At 42.4% G+C, this 23,455-nt stretch carries 21 protein-coding genes; 8 read left to right on the forward strand and 13 right to left on the reverse strand.

Features of this window, described 5'->3' with window-relative positions:
• Window positions 1-29: 29 nt before the first annotated feature.
• The 5 genes from ACFQZJ_RS00520 to ACFQZJ_RS00540 all read left to right on the forward strand — a co-directional run bounded on the left by ACFQZJ_RS00520 (window position 30) and on the right by ACFQZJ_RS00540 (window position 3,895).
• A complete protein-coding gene (locus ACFQZJ_RS00520) occupies window positions 30-731 on the forward strand; it encodes a CoA transferase subunit A (protein WP_379931590.1) in 702 nt (233 codons plus the stop codon).
• 20 nt (window positions 732-751) lie between these two features.
• Entirely contained in the window at window positions 752-1,117 is a 366-nt protein-coding gene (locus ACFQZJ_RS00525) for a four helix bundle protein (RefSeq protein ID WP_379931591.1), read from the forward strand.
• A 27-nt stretch (window positions 1,118-1,144) separates the two neighbouring features.
• Entirely contained in the window at window positions 1,145-1,801 is a 657-nt protein-coding gene (locus ACFQZJ_RS00530) for a 3-oxoacid CoA-transferase subunit B (protein ID WP_379931592.1), read from the forward strand.
• A gap of 397 nt (window positions 1,802-2,198) precedes the next feature.
• Window positions 2,199-2,747, forward strand: a complete 549-nt coding sequence (locus ACFQZJ_RS00535) for a GNAT family N-acetyltransferase (protein WP_379931593.1) — start codon at window positions 2,199-2,201, stop codon at window positions 2,745-2,747.
• Complete coding sequence (locus tag ACFQZJ_RS00540) at window positions 2,744-3,895, forward strand: serine hydrolase domain-containing protein (protein ID WP_379931594.1); 1,152 nt, start codon at window positions 2,744-2,746, stop codon at window positions 3,893-3,895. Before ACFQZJ_RS00535 ends, ACFQZJ_RS00540 begins: the two co-directional genes overlap by 4 nt.
• Before the next feature lie 59 nt (window positions 3,896-3,954).
• On the opposite strand, the gene ACFQZJ_RS00545 is transcribed toward ACFQZJ_RS00540, so the two are convergent.
• From ACFQZJ_RS00545 to ACFQZJ_RS00570, 6 genes are all read right to left on the reverse strand, one after another.
• Window positions 3,955-5,097 (reverse strand): methionine aminotransferase, encoded by a 1,143-nt coding sequence (locus tag ACFQZJ_RS00545; RefSeq protein WP_379931595.1) that lies wholly within the window; start codon window positions 5,095-5,097, stop codon window positions 3,955-3,957.
• Window positions 5,098-5,126: 29 nt separating this feature from the next.
• Window positions 5,127-5,600, reverse strand: coding sequence for a very short patch repair endonuclease (locus ACFQZJ_RS00550; RefSeq protein ID WP_379931596.1), 474 nt, complete (start codon window positions 5,598-5,600; stop codon window positions 5,127-5,129).
• A gap of 67 nt (window positions 5,601-5,667) precedes the next feature.
• Complete coding sequence (locus ACFQZJ_RS00555; protein ID WP_379931597.1) at window positions 5,668-6,414, reverse strand: succinate dehydrogenase/fumarate reductase iron-sulfur subunit; 747 nt, start codon at window positions 6,412-6,414, stop codon at window positions 5,668-5,670.
• 43 nt (window positions 6,415-6,457) lie between these two features.
• Entirely contained in the window at window positions 6,458-6,841 is a 384-nt protein-coding gene (locus ACFQZJ_RS00560; RefSeq protein ID WP_379931598.1) for a four helix bundle protein, read from the reverse strand.
• Window positions 6,842-6,866: 25 nt separating this feature from the next.
• Window positions 6,867-8,870: a fumarate reductase/succinate dehydrogenase flavoprotein subunit gene (locus ACFQZJ_RS00565; protein WP_379931599.1), complete on the reverse strand. Its 2,004-nt coding sequence runs from the start codon at window positions 8,868-8,870 to the stop codon at window positions 6,867-6,869.
• Window positions 8,871-8,875: 5 nt separating this feature from the next.
• Window positions 8,876-9,547 carry a succinate dehydrogenase cytochrome b subunit gene (locus ACFQZJ_RS00570; protein WP_379931600.1) on the reverse strand — a complete coding sequence of 224 codons (672 nt, stop codon included), beginning with the start codon at window positions 9,545-9,547 and terminating at the stop codon, window positions 8,876-8,878.
• A 1,027-nt stretch (window positions 9,548-10,574) separates the two neighbouring features.
• Here ACFQZJ_RS00570 and ACFQZJ_RS00575 point away from each other — a divergent pair.
• Entirely contained in the window at window positions 10,575-11,552 is a 978-nt protein-coding gene (locus ACFQZJ_RS00575) for a succinylglutamate desuccinylase/aspartoacylase family protein (protein ID WP_379931602.1), read from the forward strand.
• A 66-nt stretch (window positions 11,553-11,618) separates the two neighbouring features.
• Here the strand turns inward: ACFQZJ_RS00575 and ACFQZJ_RS00580 are convergent, their stop codons facing one another.
• Window positions 11,619-12,044, reverse strand: a complete 426-nt coding sequence (locus ACFQZJ_RS00580) for a hypothetical protein (RefSeq protein ID WP_379931603.1) — start codon at window positions 12,042-12,044, stop codon at window positions 11,619-11,621.
• A gap of 355 nt (window positions 12,045-12,399) precedes the next feature.
• Here ACFQZJ_RS00580 and ACFQZJ_RS00585 point away from each other — a divergent pair, with 355 nt between their 5' ends.
• On the forward strand, window positions 12,400-15,819 hold the full coding sequence (locus ACFQZJ_RS00585) for an Ig-like domain-containing protein (RefSeq protein WP_379931605.1): 3,420 nt from the start codon (window positions 12,400-12,402) through the stop codon (window positions 15,817-15,819).
• Between the two features lie 441 nt (window positions 15,820-16,260).
• Here the strand turns inward: ACFQZJ_RS00585 and ACFQZJ_RS00590 are convergent, their stop codons facing one another.
• The 4 genes from ACFQZJ_RS00590 to ACFQZJ_RS00605 form a co-directional block, all read right to left on the reverse strand.
• Window positions 16,261-16,563: an SHOCT domain-containing protein gene (locus tag ACFQZJ_RS00590; protein WP_379931606.1), complete on the reverse strand. Its 303-nt coding sequence runs from the start codon at window positions 16,561-16,563 to the stop codon at window positions 16,261-16,263.
• A gap of 231 nt (window positions 16,564-16,794) precedes the next feature.
• The gene (locus ACFQZJ_RS00595) at window positions 16,795-17,181 is read right to left on the reverse strand and encodes a DUF2721 domain-containing protein (RefSeq protein WP_379931607.1); all 387 of its coding nucleotides are present in this window, start codon (window positions 17,179-17,181) and stop codon (window positions 16,795-16,797) included.
• 18 nt (window positions 17,182-17,199) lie between these two features.
• On the reverse strand, window positions 17,200-18,375 hold the full coding sequence (locus ACFQZJ_RS00600; protein WP_379931609.1) for a WD40/YVTN/BNR-like repeat-containing protein: 1,176 nt from the start codon (window positions 18,373-18,375) through the stop codon (window positions 17,200-17,202).
• A 2-nt stretch (window positions 18,376-18,377) separates the two neighbouring features.
• A complete protein-coding gene (locus ACFQZJ_RS00605; RefSeq protein WP_379931611.1) occupies window positions 18,378-19,349 on the reverse strand; it encodes a ThuA domain-containing protein in 972 nt (323 codons plus the stop codon).
• Window positions 19,350-19,667: 318 nt separating this feature from the next.
• Between ACFQZJ_RS00605 and ACFQZJ_RS00610 the strand changes: the two genes are divergently transcribed.
• Window positions 19,668-20,246, forward strand: a complete 579-nt coding sequence (locus tag ACFQZJ_RS00610; RefSeq protein WP_379931613.1) for a peptidylprolyl isomerase — start codon at window positions 19,668-19,670, stop codon at window positions 20,244-20,246.
• Here the strand turns inward: ACFQZJ_RS00610 and ACFQZJ_RS00615 are convergent.
• Window positions 20,243-21,967 (reverse strand): M28 family peptidase, encoded by a 1,725-nt coding sequence (locus ACFQZJ_RS00615; protein ID WP_379931615.1) that lies wholly within the window; start codon window positions 21,965-21,967, stop codon window positions 20,243-20,245. The two genes, ACFQZJ_RS00610 and ACFQZJ_RS00615, sit on opposite strands and share 4 nt — an antisense overlap.
• 24 nt (window positions 21,968-21,991) lie before the next feature.
• Window positions 21,992-23,443, reverse strand: coding sequence for a M20/M25/M40 family metallo-hydrolase (locus tag ACFQZJ_RS00620; protein WP_379931617.1), 1,452 nt, complete (start codon window positions 23,441-23,443; stop codon window positions 21,992-21,994).
• Window positions 23,444-23,455: the final 12 nt, after the last annotated feature.

Genomic DNA, 23,455 nt, shown 5'->3' on the forward strand with positions numbered 1-23,455 from the left:
AAATTAGACAGACAATAATTTATGCGGTTATGATACGAAAAACAGTGGATAATGTAAAAGAAGCCTTACAAGGGGTAGAAGACGGAATGACCCTAATGCTGGGTGGTTTTGGTCTCTGTGGAATACCGGAGAAAGCTATCGCACAGTTGGTAACCTTGGGAGTAAAGGATATAACCTGCATCTCCAATAATGCCGGGGTTGATGACTTTGGCCTAGGTCTGTTACTGCAGAAACGGCAAATAAAGAAAATGATATCCTCCTATGTAGGGGAAAACGATGAGTTTGAGCGCCAGATGTTAAGCGGGGAATTGGAGGTAGAGCTAACCCCTCAGGGAACGCTTGCAGAAAAGTGCAGGGCTGCCCAAGCCGGTTTTCCTGCATTCTACACCCCTGCCGGATACGGTACTGAAGTGGCCGAAGGAAAGGAAACGCGGGAGTTCAACGGCAAAATGTATGTGCTGGAAGAAGCGTACAAGGCCGATTTTGCCTTTGTAAAGGCTTGGAAAGGAGATGAGGCCGGAAACCTTATTTTTAAAGGTACCGCCCGAAACTTTAACCCTGTCATGTGTGGCGCGGCAACGATTACCGTAGCGGAAGTAGAAGAACTGTTGCCCGCGGGTAGTTTAGATCCTAATCAGGTACATATCCCAGGAATCTTTGTGCAACGGATATTTCAAGGACAGACCTACGAAAAAAGAATAGAGCAACGAACAGTGCGTAAAAGGATTTGAAAATGTGATAATTTGAAAATATGAGAAACGATAAAGACAATATAATCGTAAAGAAAACTTCTGACTTTGCCCTTCAAATCATTGATTATTCGGAAAAACTGAAGTCAGTAAAGAAATACGAGATGACTTCACAACTTTTTAGGAGTGGCTTATCGGTTGGGGCAAATAGCTGGGAGGCAAAAAATGCCGAGAGTACTACTGATTTTATTCATAAATTTAAGATTGCTGCCAAAGAGGCTGACGAAACTAGGTATAAGATAGAACTTTGCAAGACATCCAGACATTATCCAGATTCTCCAGAAACACTTTTTTCCGAGTTGAAATCCATCAGCCTTATTGTTTCAAAAATTATCGGAGCCAGTAAGCGTAACACGTTATCAAATTAGCACATCATCAAATTTTCAAATTGAACTATGTTGGACAAAAATGGAATTGCAAAGCGAATTGCACAGGAAGTAAAGGACGGATATTATGTAAACCTAGGGATAGGAATTCCTACATTGGTTGCTAATTTTGTTAGGGATGATATAAGTGTAGAATTTCAAAGTGAAAATGGTGTTTTGGGTATGGGACCTTTCCCTTTTGAGGGAGAAGAGGACGCCGATATTATCAATGCCGGGAAACAAACGATCACCACCTTGCCCGGCGCATCGTTCTTCGACTCGGCCTTAAGTTTTGGAATGATAAGAGGCAAGCATGTAGATCTTACTATTCTAGGAGCTATGGAGGTAGCGGAAAATGGAGATATCGCCAATTGGAAAATTCCGGGTAAAATGGTAAAAGGTATGGGCGGCGCTATGGATTTGGTAGCCTCAGCCGAGCAGATAATCGTAGCCATGATGCATACCAATAGAGCGGGAGAATCAAAATTACTAAAAGCGTGTTCACTGCCTTTGACCGGGGTAGGTTGTGTAAAGAAAATTGTGACCAACCTAGCTGTTTTAGAAATAACACCAGAAGGATTTTTGCTTTTGGAACGTGCGCCCGGAGTTTCGGTAGATGAAATTAAGGCTGCTACGGAGGGAACACTTATTATAAACGGAGAAGTGCCAGAGATGGTTTTGGAATAAAAAAGTATAGTGTTTTATCGATGAAAGAACGCACTTGATTTTTTTCACAACATATTATATAGGGTTGGCAACAATAATATCGATTTTAAAAGCGTTAGCTGCTATATTTATAGTGTTGAAACTATAATTGCAACCCAAATAGAACCATAAAATTAACCTAAAACAAACCTTATGGCACCACAAGAAAACGTACAAGTATATCACAATGATTTCTTCAGCGGTATCATCCGATTGACCAAAAAGTTATTTATGCTTTAGTATTCTTTAAAAAGAATGATGTAAAAAGAGCGACCTCCCCAAGTCGCTCTTTTTTTTTGCCATTTATTTTACATAGATCCAATTTTGAATCCTTATCCGGAGCCTATTTAATTGGGCATAAATATTTTATCTTTAACTCGTGAAGTTAGATTTTATACCCTGCAAGAAAAGTGATATCAACACCTTGGTATCCCTATCCAAAACGACCTTTATAAAGGCTTTTGAGAAAGATAATGATCCGCATGATTTTTCGGCCTACATAAGTACTGCCTTTAATAAGGAAACCTTGTTGCTACAATTAAAAAATCCGGATAGTGCTTTTTATTTTGTGTATGTTAAGGAACAGCTCATTGGCTATATGAAATTGAATCAACATCAAGCCCAAACCGATATTAAAAAGAAAGACAGCATGGAGCTGGAACGTATTTATATCTTGGAAGCCTTTCAAGGACGGGGATATGGTGCGATGATGCTGGATAAGGCCGTTGCCATAGCAATCGAGGCAAACAAAAACTTTGTATGGCTAGGGGTTTGGGAGAAAAATCTAAAGGCCATTCGGTTTTATGAAAGATATGGTTTTGTTACATTTGGTACACATCCGTACTACGTAGGCAGCGATAAACAGACCGACTGGTTAATGAAGTATGATTTAAGCACGAAAATGGAATCAACCAGGAAAACGATATGAAATACCTAACACTACTTTTGTTCTTGATTTGTTTTGGGGCATCCGGACAATCCAAAACGTATTATTTTCCGGAGCGAAACACTGCGTGGGAGCAAAAATCCCCCGCGGAGTTTAACATAGAAACCACCCTTCTTAAAGAGGCGGTTTCGTTTGCGGAGTCCAATGAATACAAAGGCTCTAGAGATTTAAGGATTGCGATTCTAAAAGGTTTTGAACAAGAGCCCTTCCATGAAATTTTGGGGCCTACCAAAAAGAGAGGGGGGCCTGCGGGCATGATTCTTAAAAAGGGTAGTATTGTCGCCCAGTGGGGAGATACCAAACGTGTGGATATGACCTTTAGTGTCACCAAAAGCTTCTTGAGCACGATGGCAGGATTGGCATTTGATGCCGGATTAATACCAAGTACCAACGATAAGGTAGGGCAGTATGTTTGGGACGGAACCTTTGCTGGAAACCACAATTCAAAAATCACCTGGGAACACTTATTACAACAGAATTCTGCCTGGTCTGGTGAACTTTGGGGCGGTAAGGATTGGGCAGATCGCCCGCCTAAAGAAGGGGATATCGATGATTGGAAGTTTGAAATACCCAAAGAGCCGGGAACGGTGATGGAATATAATGATGTTCGTGTAAATGTTTTGGCGTATGCGTTAACACATACTTGGCGTAAGCCAATGCCCTTGGTATTAAAAGAACATATTATGGATAAAATTGGGGCATCCACTACATGGCGTTGGCACGGTTATGATCATGCATGGACAGAGATAGACGGAGTGCAAATGAAATCCGTAACGGGTGGTGGACATTCGGGTGCCGGCCTATTTATAAATACAGAGGATATGGCGCGCTTTGGACTTTTGTTCCTGAACGATGGTAAGTGGAAAGAAGAACGTTTGATAAGTGAACAGTGGATTCAGAAAGCAATAGCACCCTCTGCGCCTAACATTAATTATGGCTATATGTGGTGGTTGAACAAAAAAGGAGATCGGCATTGGGAAGGTCTTTCGGAAAACATCTACTATGCGGCAGGATTTGGAGGTAATTTTATCGTTATAGACAAGGAAAACGATTTGGTCGTGGTAACGCGTTGGTTGGAACCTAGCAAAATCGGGGAGTTTATGTCCAAGGTAGCTGCGGCGTTAAAGTAGTTGGAGAGAGGTTGTTTAAAAACTGAAACACCTGTGGTATCGGCTCGAATATTCTGGGGTTAAATGCCTTGCAGAATATCCAATGCACGTTCCAGAGTCTCCTCCTTTTTCGCAAAACAAAACCGAAGCACCTTATCGTCCCTGTTATTAAGATTGAAGGAGGAGATGGGAATGCTGGCCAATTTATAGTCCGTGATCAGCCTTTTGGCGAAATCCGTGTCCGCTTCGTCGGTTATGTTGGAATAGTCCAGTAACTGAAAGTAGGTTCCTTGGGAGGGTTTACATATAAACCTTGAACCATCGACTCCTTTAGTAAAGAAATCCCTTTTTTCCTGATAAAATCTGTTGAGGTGGGTGTAGTGTTCTTTGGTGTTAAGATATTCCGCCATGGCCCGCTGCGTAGGATGATCTACACTGAACACATTGAACTGGTGGACTTTTCGAAACTCGTCCATAAGATGTTTGGGAGCGGCGCAATAGCCCATTTTCCATCCCGTTACATGAAAGGTCTTTCCGAAAGAGGCACAAATAAAACTGCGCGAGGCAAGGTCCTTAAAGCGCGATGCGCTCTCATGTTGTTGCCCGTCAAATACTATATGTTCGTAAACTTCGTCGCTTAGCAAAAGGATATTGGTCCTTCGTAACACTTCCTGTAATTGGAGCATATCCCCTCTGGAAAAGATACGTCCGCTAGGATTGTGCGGTGTGTTGATGATGACCATTTTAGTCTTGGGCGAAATCAAATTTTTAAAAGCAGTCCAGTCAACCGCAAAACTTGGTGCTTTAAGTTCTAAATAAACCGGAACGCCACCATTTAAGGCAATTGCGGGCTCGTAACAGTCATAAGCAGGTTTTAAGACAATTACCTCATCGTTGGGATGAACAAAGGCTGTAATGGCGGTAAAAATAGCTTGGGTGGCACCCACGGTAACGGTAATTTCACTTTCCGGATGATAGGAATGGCCGTGTAAGGTTTCAATTTTTTGGGATATAACATCACGAAGACCATAGTAACCTGGCATGGGGGCATATTGGTTATGTCCGTCATGCATCGCCTTGGAAACCAAATCTAAAAGGCGGTTATCGGCCTCAAAGTTGGGAAACCCTTGCGAGAGATCAATGGCATTGTGCTTCCTAGCTAAGTTTCCTACGGTGGTAAAAATGGTAGTGCCTATATTGGGTAGTTTTGAAGGGTGCTGCATGCTCAAAATCTATTTGGCCTAAAGATAGTTTAGTTGGCTTGATTTTTTAGGTGGGCAATAACTGCTTCCAAACAAGTATCCAGTTGCTTTTTAATCTCGGATTCCCAAAACCTGAATACGGTATAACCTAAAGCATCCAAGGCACGGTTTACTTCTGCATCCCGTTGTATATTTCGCTCTATTTTAGCGATCCAAAACTCCCTGTTGGTTTTGACTTTGGGTTTCCTTTCCTCCCAGTTATGCCCGTGCCAATATTCGCCATCAATAAAGATAACGGTTTTATATTTTTTAAGAACGATGTCCGGCTTACCGATCAATTTTTTGTAATCGATACGATATCGAAACCCTTTTGCGTACAGTGCTTTTCTAAAGGCCAGTTCCGGACTGGTATTCTTGCCACGAATTTTACTCATAATTTTTGAGCGCTCAGGGGTAGTGTAAAAACCAGATTCTTCATTGAAACGGGGCACTTTTATTCGTTTTTCGGAATATTCTTTTGGCATTTCCTAAAAATAGAAAATCCCATGCTTTTCAACATGGGATTTCATATAAATTTTGAACCTGGCAGGTTTACCCCTTAACGCTAGCACTATAATATTCACGGTTCATACGAGCAATGTTCTCCAAGGATATACCCTTTGGACATTCCACCTCACATGCCCCGGTATTCGTACAGTTTCCAAATCCTTCCAAATCCATTTGACGTACCATATTTTGTACTCTTTCGGTAGCCTCTACACGGCCTTGGGGGAGTAATGCAAATTGAGAAATCTTAGCTGAGGTAAACAACATGGCACTAGCATTTTTACATGCAGCAACACAGGCACCACAGCCTATGCAGGTAGCGGCATTAAATGCCAAGTCCGCGTTCTCCTTTTCAATAGGAATAGCGTTGGCATCTACCGGATTTCCAGAGGTATTAACGGAGATATAACCTCCTGCTTGTTGAATTCTATCAAAGGCACTTCGGTCTACAATCAAATCCTTGATGACAGGGAATGCTTTTGCGCGCCATGGCTCAATGGTAATAGTATCGCCGTCCTTAAAGCTGCGCATGTGCAATTGGCAGGCTGTAATTCTTGAAGCAGGCCCGTGAGCTCGACCGTTGATCATTAAAGAGCATGTTCCGCAGATACCTTCCCTACAATCATGGTCAAATTCTATGGGCTCTTCTCCCTTATTATTCAATTCTTCGTTCAATACGTCCAACATTTCTAGGAAAGACATATCGGATTCGACCCCGTCTAAGGGATATTCCACCATTTGTCCTTTTGAAGAAGCGTTCTTTTGACGCCAGATTTTTAATAATAATTTCATAGCCTTAACGTTATTTTGTTGCTCAGTTACTTAGTTACTGAAGTTATTCTTTACTAAACTTTGAATTTTTTAGGTATTTTATATATCCATTTAATATTCGCTGTGTTGTATTGTGTATACTTCGAAATTCTTCCAATTGCTTTTCAGAGATATAGTTTTCGTCAAGTGCTATTATTACATGATCAAGCGTTTCATTTAAGGAACCTCTTGCTATTCTACAGAATTGAATGTTTTCCTGATAGTGAAATCTACCGAAACCTTCGGCAATATTATTTCCTACGGACCTTTCGGAACGTCGAATTTGGCTTGTTAATTCGAAACGTTCCGAATCTGGTAGTTTAGGAATAACACTATCTTTTACGAAATTTCTAAGAATGCGAGCCTCTTTCCAACAAGCTAATTCTTCAAAAGATCGAAAACTATTCACATCAATAACCTAATAACACAGTAACTTATTTATAACTTCTAGTCTTTAGTTCAATATTTTCGTAAACCAAATCTTCCTTATGTAGAATTGCATCCTTGGGCTCGCCTTTATATTCCCAAGCGGAAACGAATTTAAAGTTTTCGTCGTCCCGCAATGCTTCACCTTCTGGAGTTTGGTATTCTTCGCGGAAGTGCCCGCCGCAAGATTCGTTTCTCGTAAGGGCATCCTTAGCGAACAACTCTCCCAGTTCCAAGAAATCTGCAACACGCCCAGCTTTTTCCAATTCCTGGTTTTTGGTATCTGCAGATCCCGGTACGCGAACGTTCTCCCAGAAATCGGCACGTAATTCCGCAATTTCGTCGATGGCTTCTTGCAGTTCTTTCGCATTACGGCTCATCCCACATTTGTTCCACATGATTTTACCTAGTCGTTTATGGTAATAATCCACGGAGTGCGTTCCTTTGCCGGACATCAACTTTTCCAAACGGGCACGCGTATCGGCCTCAGCAGCGTCAAATTCCGGAGAATCGGTAGGAATCTTTCCGGTACGTATGTCGTTGGATAGGTAGTCACCAATAGTGTACGGTAATACAAAATAACCATCTGCCAAGCCCTGCATTAAGGCTGATGCTCCTAATCGGTTTGCGCCATGATCGCTAAAGTTGGCTTCTCCTGCTGCGTAACAACCAGGTATTGTGGTTTGTAGGTTATAATCGACCCATAATCCGCCCATGGTATAGTGTACCGCTGGGTAAATCATCATAGGGGTCTTATATGGGTTCTGGTCTACGATTTTCTGATACATATCAAAAAGGTTCCCGTATTTAGCTTCCACTACCTGTTCGCCAAGTTCACGTACCTTGGTATCATCGGCATCTTTCATTCCAGAGGTCAATGCTTTTTCTTTTCCGTAACGCATTATGGCGGCATCGAAATCCAAGTACACGGCCTCTCCGGTTTTATTTACACCAAAACCGGCATCACAACGCTCTTTGGCGGCTCTTGAGGCCACGTCACGAGGCACCAAGTTTCCAAAGGCGGGATATCTTCGTTCTAGGTAATAATCCCTATCTTCTTCTTTAAGTTGCGTAGGTTTTAATTTGCCTTCGCGAATAGCTTGGGCATCTTCCAGACGTTTTGGCACCCATATACGGCCATCGTTACGTAAGGACTCTGACATTAAGGTTAGTTTGGACTGGTGATCTCCCGATACAGGAATACAAGTAGGGTGAATCTGCGTAAAGCAAGGATTCGCCATAAACGCACCTCTACGGTGTGCTCGCCAGGCTGCCATTACATTGGCACCCATACAATAGGTAGAAAGGAAGAAGAGATTTCCGTATCCTCCCGTAGCCAATACTACGGCGTGTGCAGCGTGTCTCTCGATCTCACCTGTAACCAAGTCACGGGCAATAATACCACGTGCTTTTCCGTCTACCAGAACCATATCCAGCATTTCGTGGCGGGTATGTGATTTTATTTTGCCGCGTTGAATTTGTCTGTTCATGGCGGCATAAGCTCCTAAGAGTAATTGTTGTCCTGTCTGACCTTTGGCGTAGAACGTTCTTGAAACAAGAACACCACCAAAGGAACGGTTGTCCAACAACCCACCATATTCCCTTGCGAAAGGAACACCTTGCGCAACGCACTGGTCAATAATGTTGGTAGAAACCTGTGCCAAACGATACACATTGGATTCGCGCGAGCGGTAATCGCCTCCTTTTACGGTATCGTAGAAAAGTCTGTACACACTGTCGCCATCTCCTTGATAGTTTTTGGCCGCATTTACACCTCCTTGTGCCGCAATAGAATGTGCTCTTCTTGGAGAATCTTGATAACAAAATGTTTTTACGTTATACCCTAGCTCTGCTAAAGATGCAGCGGCCGAGCCACCTGCCAGTCCTGTTCCTACAACGATAATATCAATATTTCGCTTGTTGGAAGGGTTAACAAGTTCAATGTGGTTTTTATGATTAGTCCATTTTTCGGCCAACGGCCCTTTTGGAACTTTTGAATCCAATATGCCCATACTTTTTAGTGTGTTATTGGGTTAAAGTGATGATATAGTGCGATAAATACAAATCCTAATGGAATGGCTATCGCATATATTTTTGTAAACGATTTGATTGCTGCGGAGTATTTGTTGTTGACTCCCATAGTTTGAAAAGACGAGGCGAAACCGTGTAAAAGATGCATTGCCAAAAGCACGAATGAAATGACATAAAGTACGGTCCTCCATACAGGTTCGAACTTTAATACGGTCTCTTCGTAGTATCGTGTAGGGTCTTCAGGTTTCACTTCAATGTACTTGTAGGACATTTCGTGAATCCAGAAATCATACATGTGCAGACCAATAAAGGCCAGAACCACCAAACCGGAGATGATCATGTTTCTTGACAACCAAGATGCATTGGCGCTACCCTTGTAGGTTGCATATCCTACTGCGCCTCTGGCCGCTCGATTTTGAAGCTCTAAAACAAAGCCCATTACAAAATGGACAATGACCCCGGCAATTAAAATAGGCTGCAAAATGTACTGCACTAAAGGATTGTATCCCATAAAATGAGACCAACTGTTGAAGGTGTCAGGTGCAATTACAGAAGTGATGTTGATCACAAAGTGCTGGCCTAGAAAGAAAACCAGGAAAAGACCAGAAAGTGCCATTACGACTTTTCGGGCTAAAGAAGATTTTATCAATGCGCTCATTTAGTTGATTTTTAGCTTAGCAAATTTAAGCTACGGGCTAGTTATTAACAACTTTTAAATGGCTTTAGTATATTATTTAGACCCATTTTGATCATAATGGAAAAGCTGTTTAGATTTTTAAGCCCAATTATCCAGTTTTTGTACGTGATTATTAAACAGAAAATCAAAGCGCTAGTTAAAAACAGCGTTGATTTACCAAATCCATAAACGTATCGTTTAAAAGCGGTCGCTAATGTTCGAAGCCCTGTGGGCTATGGGTCGCTTGCCCATTTTTCTTGACAGGCACTCCTTTTTTTTGAACAAACTGTTCCCGTTATGGTTCCTTCCCCTAGCAGGGGAAGGTGGATTGCCAACCCGACCTAAAGTCGGGATGGCAAGACGGAAGGGGTTGAACTCAGACCCATGTCCAAACGCAGTCTCTCACGGTAACATGCCGATGCGTCGTGTTTGCGCCAATATAAATATCCGTCCTGCCCGGTGGTCGGGGCGCTACCCCTTCCGTCATCTTTGCCCTGCAAAGGGGAAGAAACACAGACCGAAAATGAAAGTGTATAGCGATAATTTCAAAAGGTTCTATTTTGCTTAGTACAACATAAAGCTGTCAACGTAAAATTAAACTACAGCCAAAATAAACAATCTTGGGGAATGCACCTGAGGTATACCTTCGAAACCAAAACTAATTTTAAAAGTAAGCGTTTATGAATCGACCACATCTAGATTTTAAGGTTTTAATTGAAACCAAAAAACAATAGAACCTAATAGAGCATATTATGGAGTCCATTTTTCAACATAAATTTGAGTACTTATTTTGCATAATTGTACTTTAGATTGCTTTTAAAAAGAATACGTAAGCTTACTTGCGTATAGGCTACATTCTTTAGTTCGTGGGTTTGGCTTAATTGATCAATTAGCCTAAGGGTAAAACTTGAATAGTTAGTTTGGAAATATTTTTTTTTGTAATTAAGCGAATTTGAAAATGGCCGATCCGTTTTAGGAGGTTAAAAAATATATGCTAGATGTAAGGTTTATGGAAATAAAAAGGGAAAACAAAACAATAACCATAGGAGGAGAATCTGTTCCTCCGGGTAGGTCCAAGTTTGTGAAAATAACGATAGATCGTTTGCCAACAGGTACCATCATCGACATACCGGTATATGTGTTCAATGCTAAAAAGCCCGGTCCTGTTGTGCTTGTACAGGCCGGATTACATGGAGATGAAATAAATGGGGTGGAAATCGTTCGCAGCATGCTACACGATGGCAGTTTTAAGGTGAATGCCGGTGCGGTTATCGCAGTTCCTATACTTAATATATTCGGATTTATACATTATTCAAGGGATGTGCCCGACGGTAAGGATGTGAACCGTAGCTTTCCGGGAACAAAATCAGGCTCCATGGCAAGCAGGATTTCCTATCATTATCTGCGTGAAATACTCCCGCAAATAGACGTGGCCATAGATTTACATACAGGTGGCGGACAACGTCATAACTTTCCACAGGTCAGGTATACCAAAGAAGATCAAAAAAGTGCTGACTTGGCAAAGATGTTCAATGCTCCGTTTACGTTCACGTCAAAACTGATTAAAGGTTCGTTTAGGAACGCTGCTTTTCGTTTGCGAATACCGGCCGTTGTTTTTGAAGCTGGTGAAAGTATGCGCTTTGATGAATTTTCTATTCAGCAGGGCATTTCAGGGATTCTAAGCGTTTTTCAACATCTGGGCATGGTCGATGAAAACCCTGAGGGAAAGAAAGAATTAAACCAGTCGGTTTATTTAGAGGCGAGAAAATGGATCAGGGCACCCACAGCTGGTATTTTTGTATCAAAGGTCAGGAACGGAAGTAAGGTTGAAAAAGGGGCATTGTTAGGTTTGGTTTCCGATACCTATGCAAACAAGACAAAGCAGATTAAAGCGCCTTTTGATGGCTATATTATTTGCTTAAATCATCAGGCAGTGGTAAATCAAGGTGATGCGTTACTACATGTTGGGGCACCCATGGTTCATTAGCGCAAAACGGTTTAACTTATTTTAAATTAAATAAGTAGCGATGTAAGTAAACATCCAGTTGTCTTTTTAGGGTGTAGATTTAGTGTTTTTGATTTTATCCAAGCTCCAGGTTATAGCATCTTCCAAATCATCAAATTGCTTTAAGGAACCGTTAAAAAACATTTTTTCCAATAGTGTGCTTGGAAGGCTGCCCTTTGTGCTTCCTACGACCGAGTAGTATTTTAGCTGATGTCTATTTTGGTAAAATTTTAACCAGTCCGTCGGCGCTACGGTATAATTGTTTATTCTATTGGAAATATAGACTATTGGTTGGTTTTCGCCGTAAAACTCCTTTGACGCTTTCACGGCTTTTTCGGCCATTTTCCATTGGAAATATACACCATTATTGATTTCCGAAATAACCAATGTGTCGAAAAAGTAAAAAACACCGAATTCGAACTCTCTTACTTCCCTTATGTTCTTAAAGTAGGGTAGTTCCTTTACACATTTCATAACTCAGTTTTTTGGTTTGGCGTGTGTTAAATATAGGGATTAAAGGGATTTTAACGTGTGGATTAAGGAAAAACCTACGGAAATATAATAATGAACAAGGAGTTGTAAGTTATTTCCGAGCCCTTATGCCATCAAATGTAAAGGAAAATACCACAGCTAATTCTTGAATATAAGTCGTTTCCCTTTTTTCGCGCTAAAATCACGGTTTATAAGCCGTAAAATAAGGGCTTATGTAGCTCATGTAAAAGTGTTGGTTTATCGATTTTATTGACATATCACCGAAAAATCGCAATATTTTTGCGGGTTTTTGGGAGTAAATTTCATTTTAGATTGTTAGACCAAACTATATCAAAAAATGAAATTTCTATTTAAAAAACCACTAAACTACTTTTTTGGAATTTTTGCCTTACTCCTTTTTAGTGCTATGTCCTACTTTTCTGGATCTGGACTAAGTAGTGCGGAACCTTTGGGCAATTACCTGAACAATAACTTTCCGGCAACGGTTTCTACCTCGCAAGGTGTTCCTTATGAACCGGTTTTTCCAAACCTTACATTTGATTCGCCGCTTACGTTTAACGAAGATCCAGCAGAAAGTGGAAGGATTATTATAGGACAGCGAGACGGTAAAATATATTGGATTGACAAGGGGGCTGCAGTCCCACAGAAAAATCTGCTTTTGGATTTGAGCGATAGAGTAGGTGTGGTATGGGACGGAGGTTTCTTGGGGCTTGCCATACATCCTAATTTTGGCAACGGAAGTAATTCAATCTACGTCTATTACACAACTAAGGACAGGAACGGAAACAACTTTCCGAATAGATATACCAGACAGAGCTGCGATAGTGAAGAGTACTGGGGTAATTTCTTAGTGCTTTCCAAATACACGGTAAACCCTAGAACCTTTGCCGCCTCTGCAAGTTCCGAAAAGATACTCTTAAAACTTCGTATGTACGGGACTACGCATCGTGGAGGTGGTTTGTTGTTCGGGGACGATGGTTTTCTTTATTTAACCACGGGAGACCAAACCGCCTTTAAAAAATCGCAGGATATAGCCAACAACCTTGATGGTGGTGTGCTGCGTTTTGATGTGGACATGCTTTCTTGGAGAGGAAACAGCCACCCTCCGGTGAGAACAATGCCGGAAGACCATGGTTTTTCAGATGAAATTAGCGGTAGGAACTATTGGATTCCGAATGACAACCCTTTTCAGAGTCCAAACGGTGAACTTTTTGAGGAGTACTATTCCATGGGGCATAGAAATCCGCATCGAATGACCAAAGACAGGGAAACAGGTGATTTGTACATAGGGGAAATAGGTGGCGGCCGTCATGAGGAGGTCAACGTGGTAAAAAGAGGGGGCAACTTTGGTTGGCCGTTATATGAAGGATTGTATCGTAGTACGTTTTGTGTGCCTAGCCTGTACAATAATATGCCCCATGAAGAGCCCTTGGTCGCCTTCCCGAGGTCTCAGGCCAATGCCATCATTGGAGGTTACGTGTATCGTGGTGAGGAAATTCCCGAGTTACGGGGAAAATATATATGTGCCGATTATGGTAACGGTGAAGAAATTTGGGCCGTAGACACGTCCGATGGGAGTTATGAACAGTTGGGGAGCTTTTCCTCTACCAACATCATTTCTTTTGGGGAGGACCGGCAAGGCGAGCTATACATTTTAAAACAAGGTGTTTCAACCTTGTTTAAGATGGTTACAAAAAAGACCTTTGAGGAAACCTTACCCCAAAAACTTTCGGAAACGGGTGCCTTTGCCAATTTACAGAACCTTACACCAACAGACGGTCTGATTCCTTACGATTTGGTAGAATCCTTTTGGTCCGATGGTGCGCTTAAAAAACGTTGGATCGGGATTCCAAATAACGGAACGCACAATACCAGTGCAGAGCGTATCGAATATTCGGAAAATGGTAATTGGAACCTTCCCATAGGGTCGGTATTGATCAAGCATTTTGAAATGCCCTTGGACGAAAACAACCCATCGGTAACAAAACGCTTGGAAACACGTTTTTCCGTGAAGGCCAAGGATGGGTCGTTCTACTTTGCCACCTATAAATGGAATAACGCGCAAACAGATGCGACCTTGTTAACCAGTGGTTTGGACGAGACTTTGAACATTGCAAAGGCCGACGGAACTACCGATTCACAGATCTGGCGTTATCCCAGCACGGCGGAGTGTGTTACCTGCCACAACCAAAGTACCGGAGGTACCATTGGGGTAAGAACACGTTATTTGAACAAGGATTTCACTTACCCAAAAACCGGTAGAACGGCAAATCAACTGGTTACCTTAAGCCATTTGGGCATTTTGGACCGTTTGATAACCGACAATGATACCGATGACTTGTTAACCTACAAGGCCATTGACGATGAAACTGCTACCATTGATGAAAGGGCAAGGTCGTATATGGATATCAATTGCGCCTATTGTCATCAACAAGGTTCGGACGTTCGTGCCAATTTTGACCTAAGAATGTCTCTAGATTTATCGGAAACCGGTTTATTGACCGCAGGTTTTAATAACTCCCTAGGCGTGCCCGGAGAGGCCATCCTTGTAGAAGGCGATCCGGACAAATCCATTTTATATTTAAGAACGAACAGTTTACAGCCCGGAGTGGCCATGCCACCCTTGGCGAAGGGCAGAATACACACAGCCGGTGTTGCTTTGATCGAGGAATGGATCAGAAAGTTGGACGACGAACCCGTTGCTACTATTGCTCCATACAATGTAATCGCAACACCAGCAGAGGTAACCCTTAGTGTTGGTGAAACGGTGCAGCTTTCCGCAACGATCGAACCTACAACCGCAACAAATAAAAAAGTAACCTGGTTTAGCAACAATACAGCTATTGCCGCTATTGATAAAAATACAGGGTTGGTCACAGCCGTAGGCAACGGAGAAATAGATGTAACGGTAACTACCGAGGATGGTGGCTTTAAATCCAGCTCCTTAATAACCGTAGTTGGTGGCAATGAGCCAATAATACCTGTTTATAATGTCCTCGCTGCTCCGTCCGAGGTTACGTTGAATGTTGGGGAAACAGTTCAATTAACCGCGAATACTGAGCCTTCCAACGCTACGGACAAGGCGGTAACCTGGATAAGCAACAATCCTGGAATTGCTCGTATTGATGCCGATACGGGACTAGTAACCGCAGTTGGTAATGGCGAAATAGATGTAACGGTTACGACCAATGATGGGGGTTATAAAGCAAGTGCCCTCGTAAAGGTCGTTGGTGGCTCGGAACCGGTAGTAGGGGTTTATAATGTAACCATAAGTCCTGCTAAATTACGATTGAATTTGGGGGAGTCATTTTCATTAAGGGCAAATGTGGAACCTTCCAACGCTACGAACAAAGACGTAACATGGTTTTCCAATAATCCGTCAATTGCCTCTGTAAATGCCAATACCGGCAGGGTAACGGCTACGGGAATTGGTGAAATAGATCTTACGGTGAGGACAGATGATGGCGGGTATAACGCAAGTATACTTATTGAAGTGGTGGCGCCGACAGGTAAGCAGATAAGCATGTATCCTGTACCCGCCAAAGGAGTTTTGAATGTTGATCTATCAGCTTATAAAAATAAAGAGGTGGAAATTAAGTTGTACGATCAGAACAATAGGATGTTAGAGGTGTTTAAAGTGGATAAAGATCATGAGGATATGAACCAGTTGATTTTGGACAACTATCCAAAAGGCTTTTATTATCTATTGTTCCAGACAAACAACAGTTGGGTGGCCGAACCCTTGATCATAGATTGATGCGTTAGGGCAAAAGAACAAGGCGGGATATATATGGCGTAATTGAAAATAGAAGCACCAAGTAGGGATTTTGTTTTTGATTCCGCCTTATTTTTTAGATACGTGAAAACTCTTACTTGTTTCCTGGGTTAGTCCATGCTAAGATGAGATAATGGGGATGCTGGCGGACTAGCGTCCCATCGCTGAAATACACTTTGGAATATCTGTAGAACAAACTGTTTGGTCTGTTTTCTATAAATCGATGCGCAGTGAAGGCTGTTTTGTGCTATATGTCGCGGAAAAGTGTAAGTTAAAGGACCTCCATTTGCGCCAAGAGAAAATTCACCAGTAAAAAACCGACTCGGGAGTCGGTTGGTGTAATTTATCGATATATGTATTTTATAAAAATATTAACCTTTGTTTTAGCTAAAAATTCATCCTAAAGCAATAAAAATACAACCATCAACCTTTCAAAATCTTTGCTTTTTCGGCGTCAAATTCTTCTTGGGTAAGAACGCCTACATCCAGGAGGTCTTTTAAATCCATCAAAGCTATTTTCTTGTCGGCCATGCCTGATCCGGTTGCTGTAGGGGCAATTTCTTTCGGTTGCGCGGCAACCGAGGTAGGAGCTTTGGCTCCTTTGGTTTCCAAAATCAATGCGGTAATCTCGTTAAAGCCTTTAATATTGGAGTAATCGATCGCCAATTGTTCTTTGGCGTTTACGATAGACACATCTGCTGCTGCCTCCAACACATATTTTACCACATCTTTTTTGTGTTCATGGCATCTTTGAGCATTTTACAGTTTTTTTATTGGCTTATTGATTCAACAAAAAAATTAGCACACGTTTGTTCTATACTACAATAATCCAAAAAAACATGTAGCTGCGTTCCTCTAAAGCAGTATGCCATATATCACTATTTTCAGGGGTGTTGTTATGTGTCAAGGGGTCATTGTCCCAAGGGGTCATGACCCCTTGGTTTATCTCAATAAGGTTTATTCCATGTCTTTAAGCTGAATAGAAAGCGCCCTGGTAGATAACTGCACTTCTATCAAACTAAGAATTAAAGAAATCATTAAGGCCAGCAGACTGAAGCCGAACACCACTTTGGCCATGACAGCGTATTCCAAGTAAATGAGTGCCATGGTGATTACGGCCAGTAAAAAACTGAAGATGGCCGTAGCCTGCATATTCTTGATGATGGTCAATCGTTTGTTCAATTTTTTTACCTGTAGTTTTACGGATTCAGATGCTGTTTCCTGATATTTTTGGTGTAGCTGTCGGATTAAGGCGGCGATGGCCAAATACCGTGCGTTATAGGCCAACATGGTCAAGGATATGGCCGGAAACAATAAAGCGGGAATACTTAAGCTAAGTTCCATAAGTGATGTACTGATCTGTTATTCTAGACTCAAGGTTTTGGCGTCTAGGGAATAGATGTTATTTCTATCCGTTAGAAAAAGGCGTTTCTTATCCAGTAAAAAGAGATGAAAGGCATCGCCCTCAAAGAAAATGCTACTGTCTTTTTTGGTCAATAAGGGCCGCGGGGTTTCATTTTGTCCGTTTCCATCCAACAGATAGCTGAAGATGGGCTTTTCTTCATCTACAAAAGACTCCGCCGTTGTTATGGCGATGAGGTCATCCGTAATGTACTGGATGTCCGAAATATTCAATTTTGTAGAATCTTTAAAGACTGTATTTTGGTTCCACGTATCGCCGCCATCGTTAGTAGCGTATAACAAGCCCGATATCCCTGAAATAAATCCGGTATTTTCATTTTTGAAGGCAACCGAATTCAGATTGGTATAGTCCTGTTTTGGTTCGAAAATTTTTGTCCAAGAGGTGCCTCCGTCGGTGCTTTTGTAGCTGTTTCCCATTTGGGTTACCATGTAGATAAGATTTTCGGAGACGATATCAAAATCGTTAATGGCCCCTGTTTCTTCTTCAAGTCCGGCATGCGTTACTACGGACCAAGTATCGCCTCCATTTTGGGTCTTTACGATAAGCGGACGGGCGATGCCAAAGCCCGTATCGAAACCCATCGCGAATCCTAAGGAATCCGTAAACTTGATTTTATACAGCGTTTGGGAATCGCCTTTTAGGCCTTCCGCATCTTTTAGGTCAAACACGCTCCAATTGTTAAAACCGGCATCACTTTTTACGATAAAGGAACCCTCGCCAACGGCAAAAGCTTCGCCATTACGAATCGCAGTGCTGTGAAATGCATTTGCAAAACGGGATAAACGTATATCTTTCCACGTTTTGCCACCGTCTAAGGTACTCCGTATGCGCATACCTGTGCCGCCCACCAGCACCCCTTGTTGCTCGGTTTCAAAAGCTACCGCGTTGTAAAAATGAAAAGCGGTGTTATCCAAGCCATGTATCATTCGCACCTTGGAACTATGAGCTGTATTTTCAAAATTTTTGGGTTCAAAGGTCACTTCATCACGCACAATTTCTTCAAATAGGGGAAAGGCATCAACAGGAATATACTTTTTGGTATTTTGCACCTGCGCATCGGTACATGACCATAGAACAATGCTGCCAATACAGCAGAAAACGATATTTCTTAGCATTATTACTTGGTTTTTGGTACGCTACTGGATTTGGTTGCGGTGGGAAAATTATCCGGAATTTCTTGGGTAACTTTACCTGTTGCGGCCCATTCCGTTCCACGGAGCATTGTTGTGATAAACCCAACGCAGGCAACGGAATAGTCGGCATGCCCCATGATGTTGTGAAAAACACGGCCTTTTCCGTAGGTTAAGGTCATGAGTGCGGGTTCGTGCCTTCCAGTTCCTTTGTTGTTGGGGTCGGCGTAGGCGGTTGCCAAGATTTCCATATTTTCTGCCGGTCCTCGCAACTTGTCGTACAGTTCGTCTTTGGTGTGCATCCACAGGGTTGGCATTCCTTTGGTAATAGGATGGGCCGGTTTTCTAACTCGGATTTGGTATTCGCTTTGTGGGCCGTGTCCGCCACCCGTTCCTGGTGAGGTGTCATAAATCAATTCATCATTATCGTTGTAGTACACATAGGGACCATCTTTTTCGTTACGGTCGCCCCAGCCGCCAAGTCCGATCATTTTATTGTAGGCCGCCCATTCCGGAAAAGAATTGTTCGCTGCATGGAACACCACTAATCCGCCACCGTCTTCTACGTAGGTTTCCAATGCCATTTGCGTGGTTTCGGACCAAGATGCGGCGTTCCATCCGAAATTGGAGATGACCACATCGTAATCGGAAAAGTTGGGACTGAACTCCGGATCGGATTTGGGTTCCTCTAAGGCAATGGTTGGCGGTAGGCCTTCAATTGGAAACTGGGAAATATATACCTCGCCTTTCCAGGTATAGCCGGAGCGTTGCACATCGACCTTAAAAAGACCGGTCTCCTCTAAATAATTTTTGAGCATTACGGTTGTTTTTGGCCACTGGTCATGGTTATTTTGGCCGTCTACGATCAATACCGTTATCGGTTTGTCGCTATTTTGGCCTATAGCATAGAACCCTAGTAATGTGCATAAAAAAGCGAATAGTATTTTAGAAAAATTCATTGTTCAAAAATTTATGTATTGTTTTATTTTCATTGCGGGGCGGCAGCAAAGAAATCCAATATGACTTACTTTCAATATTCCCTTTAGTTTAAACATGATAGCTTCGTTTTTTCTTGCATCAACAAAAAACCAATAATCGTATTTAACTGTGTTCAGGTAAAAATAGGTTGATTTTCGGACTTTTGTTCTTGCCTTTGCGTCAAAAAAGGCAAAATCTCCAAAATGCCGTGCTGTAATCGAACGGTTGTTTTAAACAAGAGCCCATGGATTTTCATATATCAGACGGTGTTTGTAGTTTAGGGGATAAAACCATATCAAATGAAAAAGCATATACTACTTTGTCTTGTTTTGATACTTTTTAGTGCCTGTTCGGCCGTTAAAAGCTACGAAGTAGGCCAGATTGTAACGCCAAAGGGCGAAATATTGGTTTGGCTCAACGAAGAAACGCCCAATCATAAAAAGAGTTTTGTACAGTTGGCAAACGATGGCTATTGGGATAGCTTTACATTTAATCGTGTCATACCCAATTTCGTTGCACAGGCCGGCTGTCCGGATACGCCCGAAGGGTTTAATGACCCGGAATATTTATTGGAACCGGAGTTCAACGATAAACTCACGCATACCTATGGTGCTTTTGGTGCAGGACGCGATGGTAATGCTGAAAAGCTATCGGCGCGTTGCCAGTTTTATATTGTCCAAAACAAACAAGGTGAGCATCGTTTGGACGGTGATTATACCGTTTACGGAAAGGTGATAAAAGGTATGGATGTGGTCGATGCCATCGTGAACGTAAAGCGGGACAGCTTGGACGAACCCTTGGTTCCGATTACAATGGATGTAAATGTGTTGATGATGACCGCGCAAGAATTAAAAGAATATGACGTGCGCTTGGACTAATTATATTTAAGCTTTTCAATTTGAGTACTTACGCTGGTTGTCAGGTCTTTTTGAGCTTGTAAAATTTTGCTTTTCAGTTCTTTCGTAGGTTGTTGTTCCAAATCCATTACGGTCATCATGGTTCTGGAATACCAATCCTCCCAAGCTTTAAGGATGATAATTTCTTCATTTAAGGCGCCACTATTTTTAATGCTTTTTCGACTTAGGTCAAACTCGGTCTTTAGGCGTTTTTCAGCCACTTTTACTATGTTATTTAGTACTTGTTCCGCTGTAGCGGAGTCTGCATTTACTAGTGTAAACGCACTGGCCAAGGCACCTGTTCCCACATTTTTGAGTGTTTCTTGGGATACTTTGTCAATGGTATCGCGATCGGTATGATAAAACTGGTCCGTAAAGTGCCAGAGTAGCAATCCGGGAATATCGGCATGTAAAAAAGGCGTGTGGTCGCTGCCACCTTCAAACGGATTGGTATTTACTTCCCAATTGGCGAACGCACCTTGATTCTTAAAATTTTCAATCATAAAATCGTTGAGGTAGTGCGGCGTCATAGCCTCCAAGGATAAAACTTCACCTCCCCATTCGGAATGTTTATCGTTTCCGCGCGTCCATATCGCACTGGGGTCGGGCATTTTTTCAATTAAGAAACTACCACCGGTAATCGCCGTATTTTCGCCAACCATATCCAAACTAATCCCCCATTTGATGTCTTTTGCACGTTCTTTATCCTCTTGAATATACCGCCTGGTAGAAATAATTTCATCGCCCCATAAAAAGGTCAAGGTGCGGTCTAAGGAAATCTTTTGGGTCTTTAAGAGTTCTGCCGCTAGGGTAGCCATTTCTAATTGCGCTCCAACTCCGGATGCATTATCGTTGGCACCGGGCTCTTGAACGTGCGCACTAAATACCAATCGTTCTTTTGGTAATTTAGCACCTTTGATATTGGCTACAACGGTAAGTTCTTCAGAGGTATACCTTTTGGTTTGGATGTTTACGAGTACTTCTAGTTTTCCCTTTGCCAAGGCGGACTCCAATCGCTTCTTTGCAGCATAAGAAAGTGCGATGCCCCAAAACCGGCTATCTAGGTCTGGTGGCAGACTACGAAACTGAATGGAGGTCGTGTTTTTTTCGGGTTGAAGATAATCAGGGTTGTTATAGGTGATAACACCTAATGCACCTTGGTTCATTAATTCTTGAACAAGTCTCCGTGCGCTCGCCGCTATGTAAACGATCTTTCCTTTTACCTTATACTTACTAAGTTCCGATGCATTCTTTAGATGGATAACTTCTGCCGTAACTCCTTCTTTTGGTGTGGAGGCCGAGTTGAGGTAGGTCATGTTAGGATTGCTATCGGAAACTAAAAGCGGCGTTCCTTCTCCTGCAATTTGCAAGGATGCCGAAACAGGTTCCCAGGTAGGGTGTTCCATGGCACGGGTTTCCATACGGTAGGTAAGTCGGTCCGCTGTTGTTGCCTTGTCCTCCAATACGTAGCCCGCTTTTTCCAAATGCTCGGCAATCCAATACACACTCTTGTTAAAACCCGTATTCCCGGCCACACGCCAGAATTGGGCAACATACTCCGTGGTTTCGTAAGCCAAGTTTCCCATAAAGGCAGGCCGGATGATATCAAAGTATTCTTGGGATACGGATGTCGGTTTTTTTTCCTGGGAGCAGCCGAGGGTAATTACGAACAGATAGCCAATAAGAAATAGATTTTTCTTCATTTGATAAAATATACTTAATTAAACCTACTCTTCCCATTTCCAATCGCCTCCAATAATCAACTTCTCTTTAAGGTTGTTATCGATCATAAACTGTTTGGTGGTCTCGCTATCCATTTTGGTTGCAGGTAAGGTTTCGGCATTGGCCAAACCGTAAAGCATCATGGTACCAAAACGGGCCGTGTTCGTAATATGGTCCTTGTTCACCAAGTCAAAATGATCACAATCGCTATGGTAGCAGCCGTAAACGGCACGATCCAAGTTACTGTGTATGGAAAGGATAGGAACACCTTCCAGCATAAACGGCTGATGGTCGCTATGCAGCCCGGAACGGTTAGAGAAGGTATTTTGGTAAATGCTGTCCTGTTGCTGTATGGCCGCTCCCAGCTCGGTAAAGAAGGCTTCGTTTTCCAGTTTTCCGCCGGCGTTCATTCCTATTGGATTTCCGGCCATGTCCAAATTCATCATGTATTTGATACTGTCTATCGTGTTGTTCTCAATGGCTTGGTTTACCAGGTATTTAGAACCCAACAAACCTTGTTCCTCGCCCATGAACATGATAAACTTAATGGTACGTTTGGGCTGTAAGTTATTTGCTTTGAAAGCCCGTGCGATATCGATAATCGCAAAAGAACCGATACCGTTGTCTATGGCTCCCGAGGCCAAGTCCCAAGAATCCAAATGGCCTCCAAGAACGATTTCCTCTTGGGGCAGTTCACTGCCCTGCAAAGTAGCCACAACGTTCCGCGCTTTGATAACATCACTTTTGTTGGTCATTTCGATATAGGCGGATACCGTTTGTTTCTTTAACTTCTCCTTAAGGCCCAAACCGTCTTCCATGCCAATACATACGGCCGGAATAGGAATAAGGGCTCCGGTCACGGATGCTGTTCCGGTTAAAAGGACCCCATTAGGTACTTGGTTGATAATGATAATTCCTATGGCACCATATTTCATGGCCAACGCCGTTTTTTCACTACGGTGTAAATTGGTCAAGCCCTCCGGACTACCCTCCAAAATATTAATATAGACCAATGCTATTTTACCACGTACACCATCAGGGTCTTCGAGATAATCAGCCTCCAGCCCGTTGCCCAAATCCATGATTTCACCGGTCACATCCGCTTTTATGGGCGAATGACCTAGGGTTACTACTTTCATGGGTTCATCGTCTATTTCCAACGCAACCGTTCCCCTTGCCCACGCCTCAACCTCAAAGGTTTGGTATTGCACGTCTTCGTATCCGTATTCCTTGAATAGGTTGTAGGTGTACTCCTCTGCTTTCGCTCCATTTTCCGAGCCGGTTAGGCGGTGTCCAATGGTTTCCGAGGCTTCTTGCAAGGTACTGTATGCCCTGGAGTTTTGTTGTATTTCCGTATCGATACGGGCGAATAGTTCTGCTTGAGTTTCTTGTTTTTTTGTTTCTGTACAAGCACATAAGCACAGGGACGCTATAGTAAATAGGATAATTTTTTTCATGGTATTGGTGTG

This window comes from Maribacter chungangensis, assembly GCF_042676845.1.
Lineage (GTDB): Bacteria > Bacteroidota > Bacteroidia > Flavobacteriales > Flavobacteriaceae > Maribacter > Maribacter chungangensis.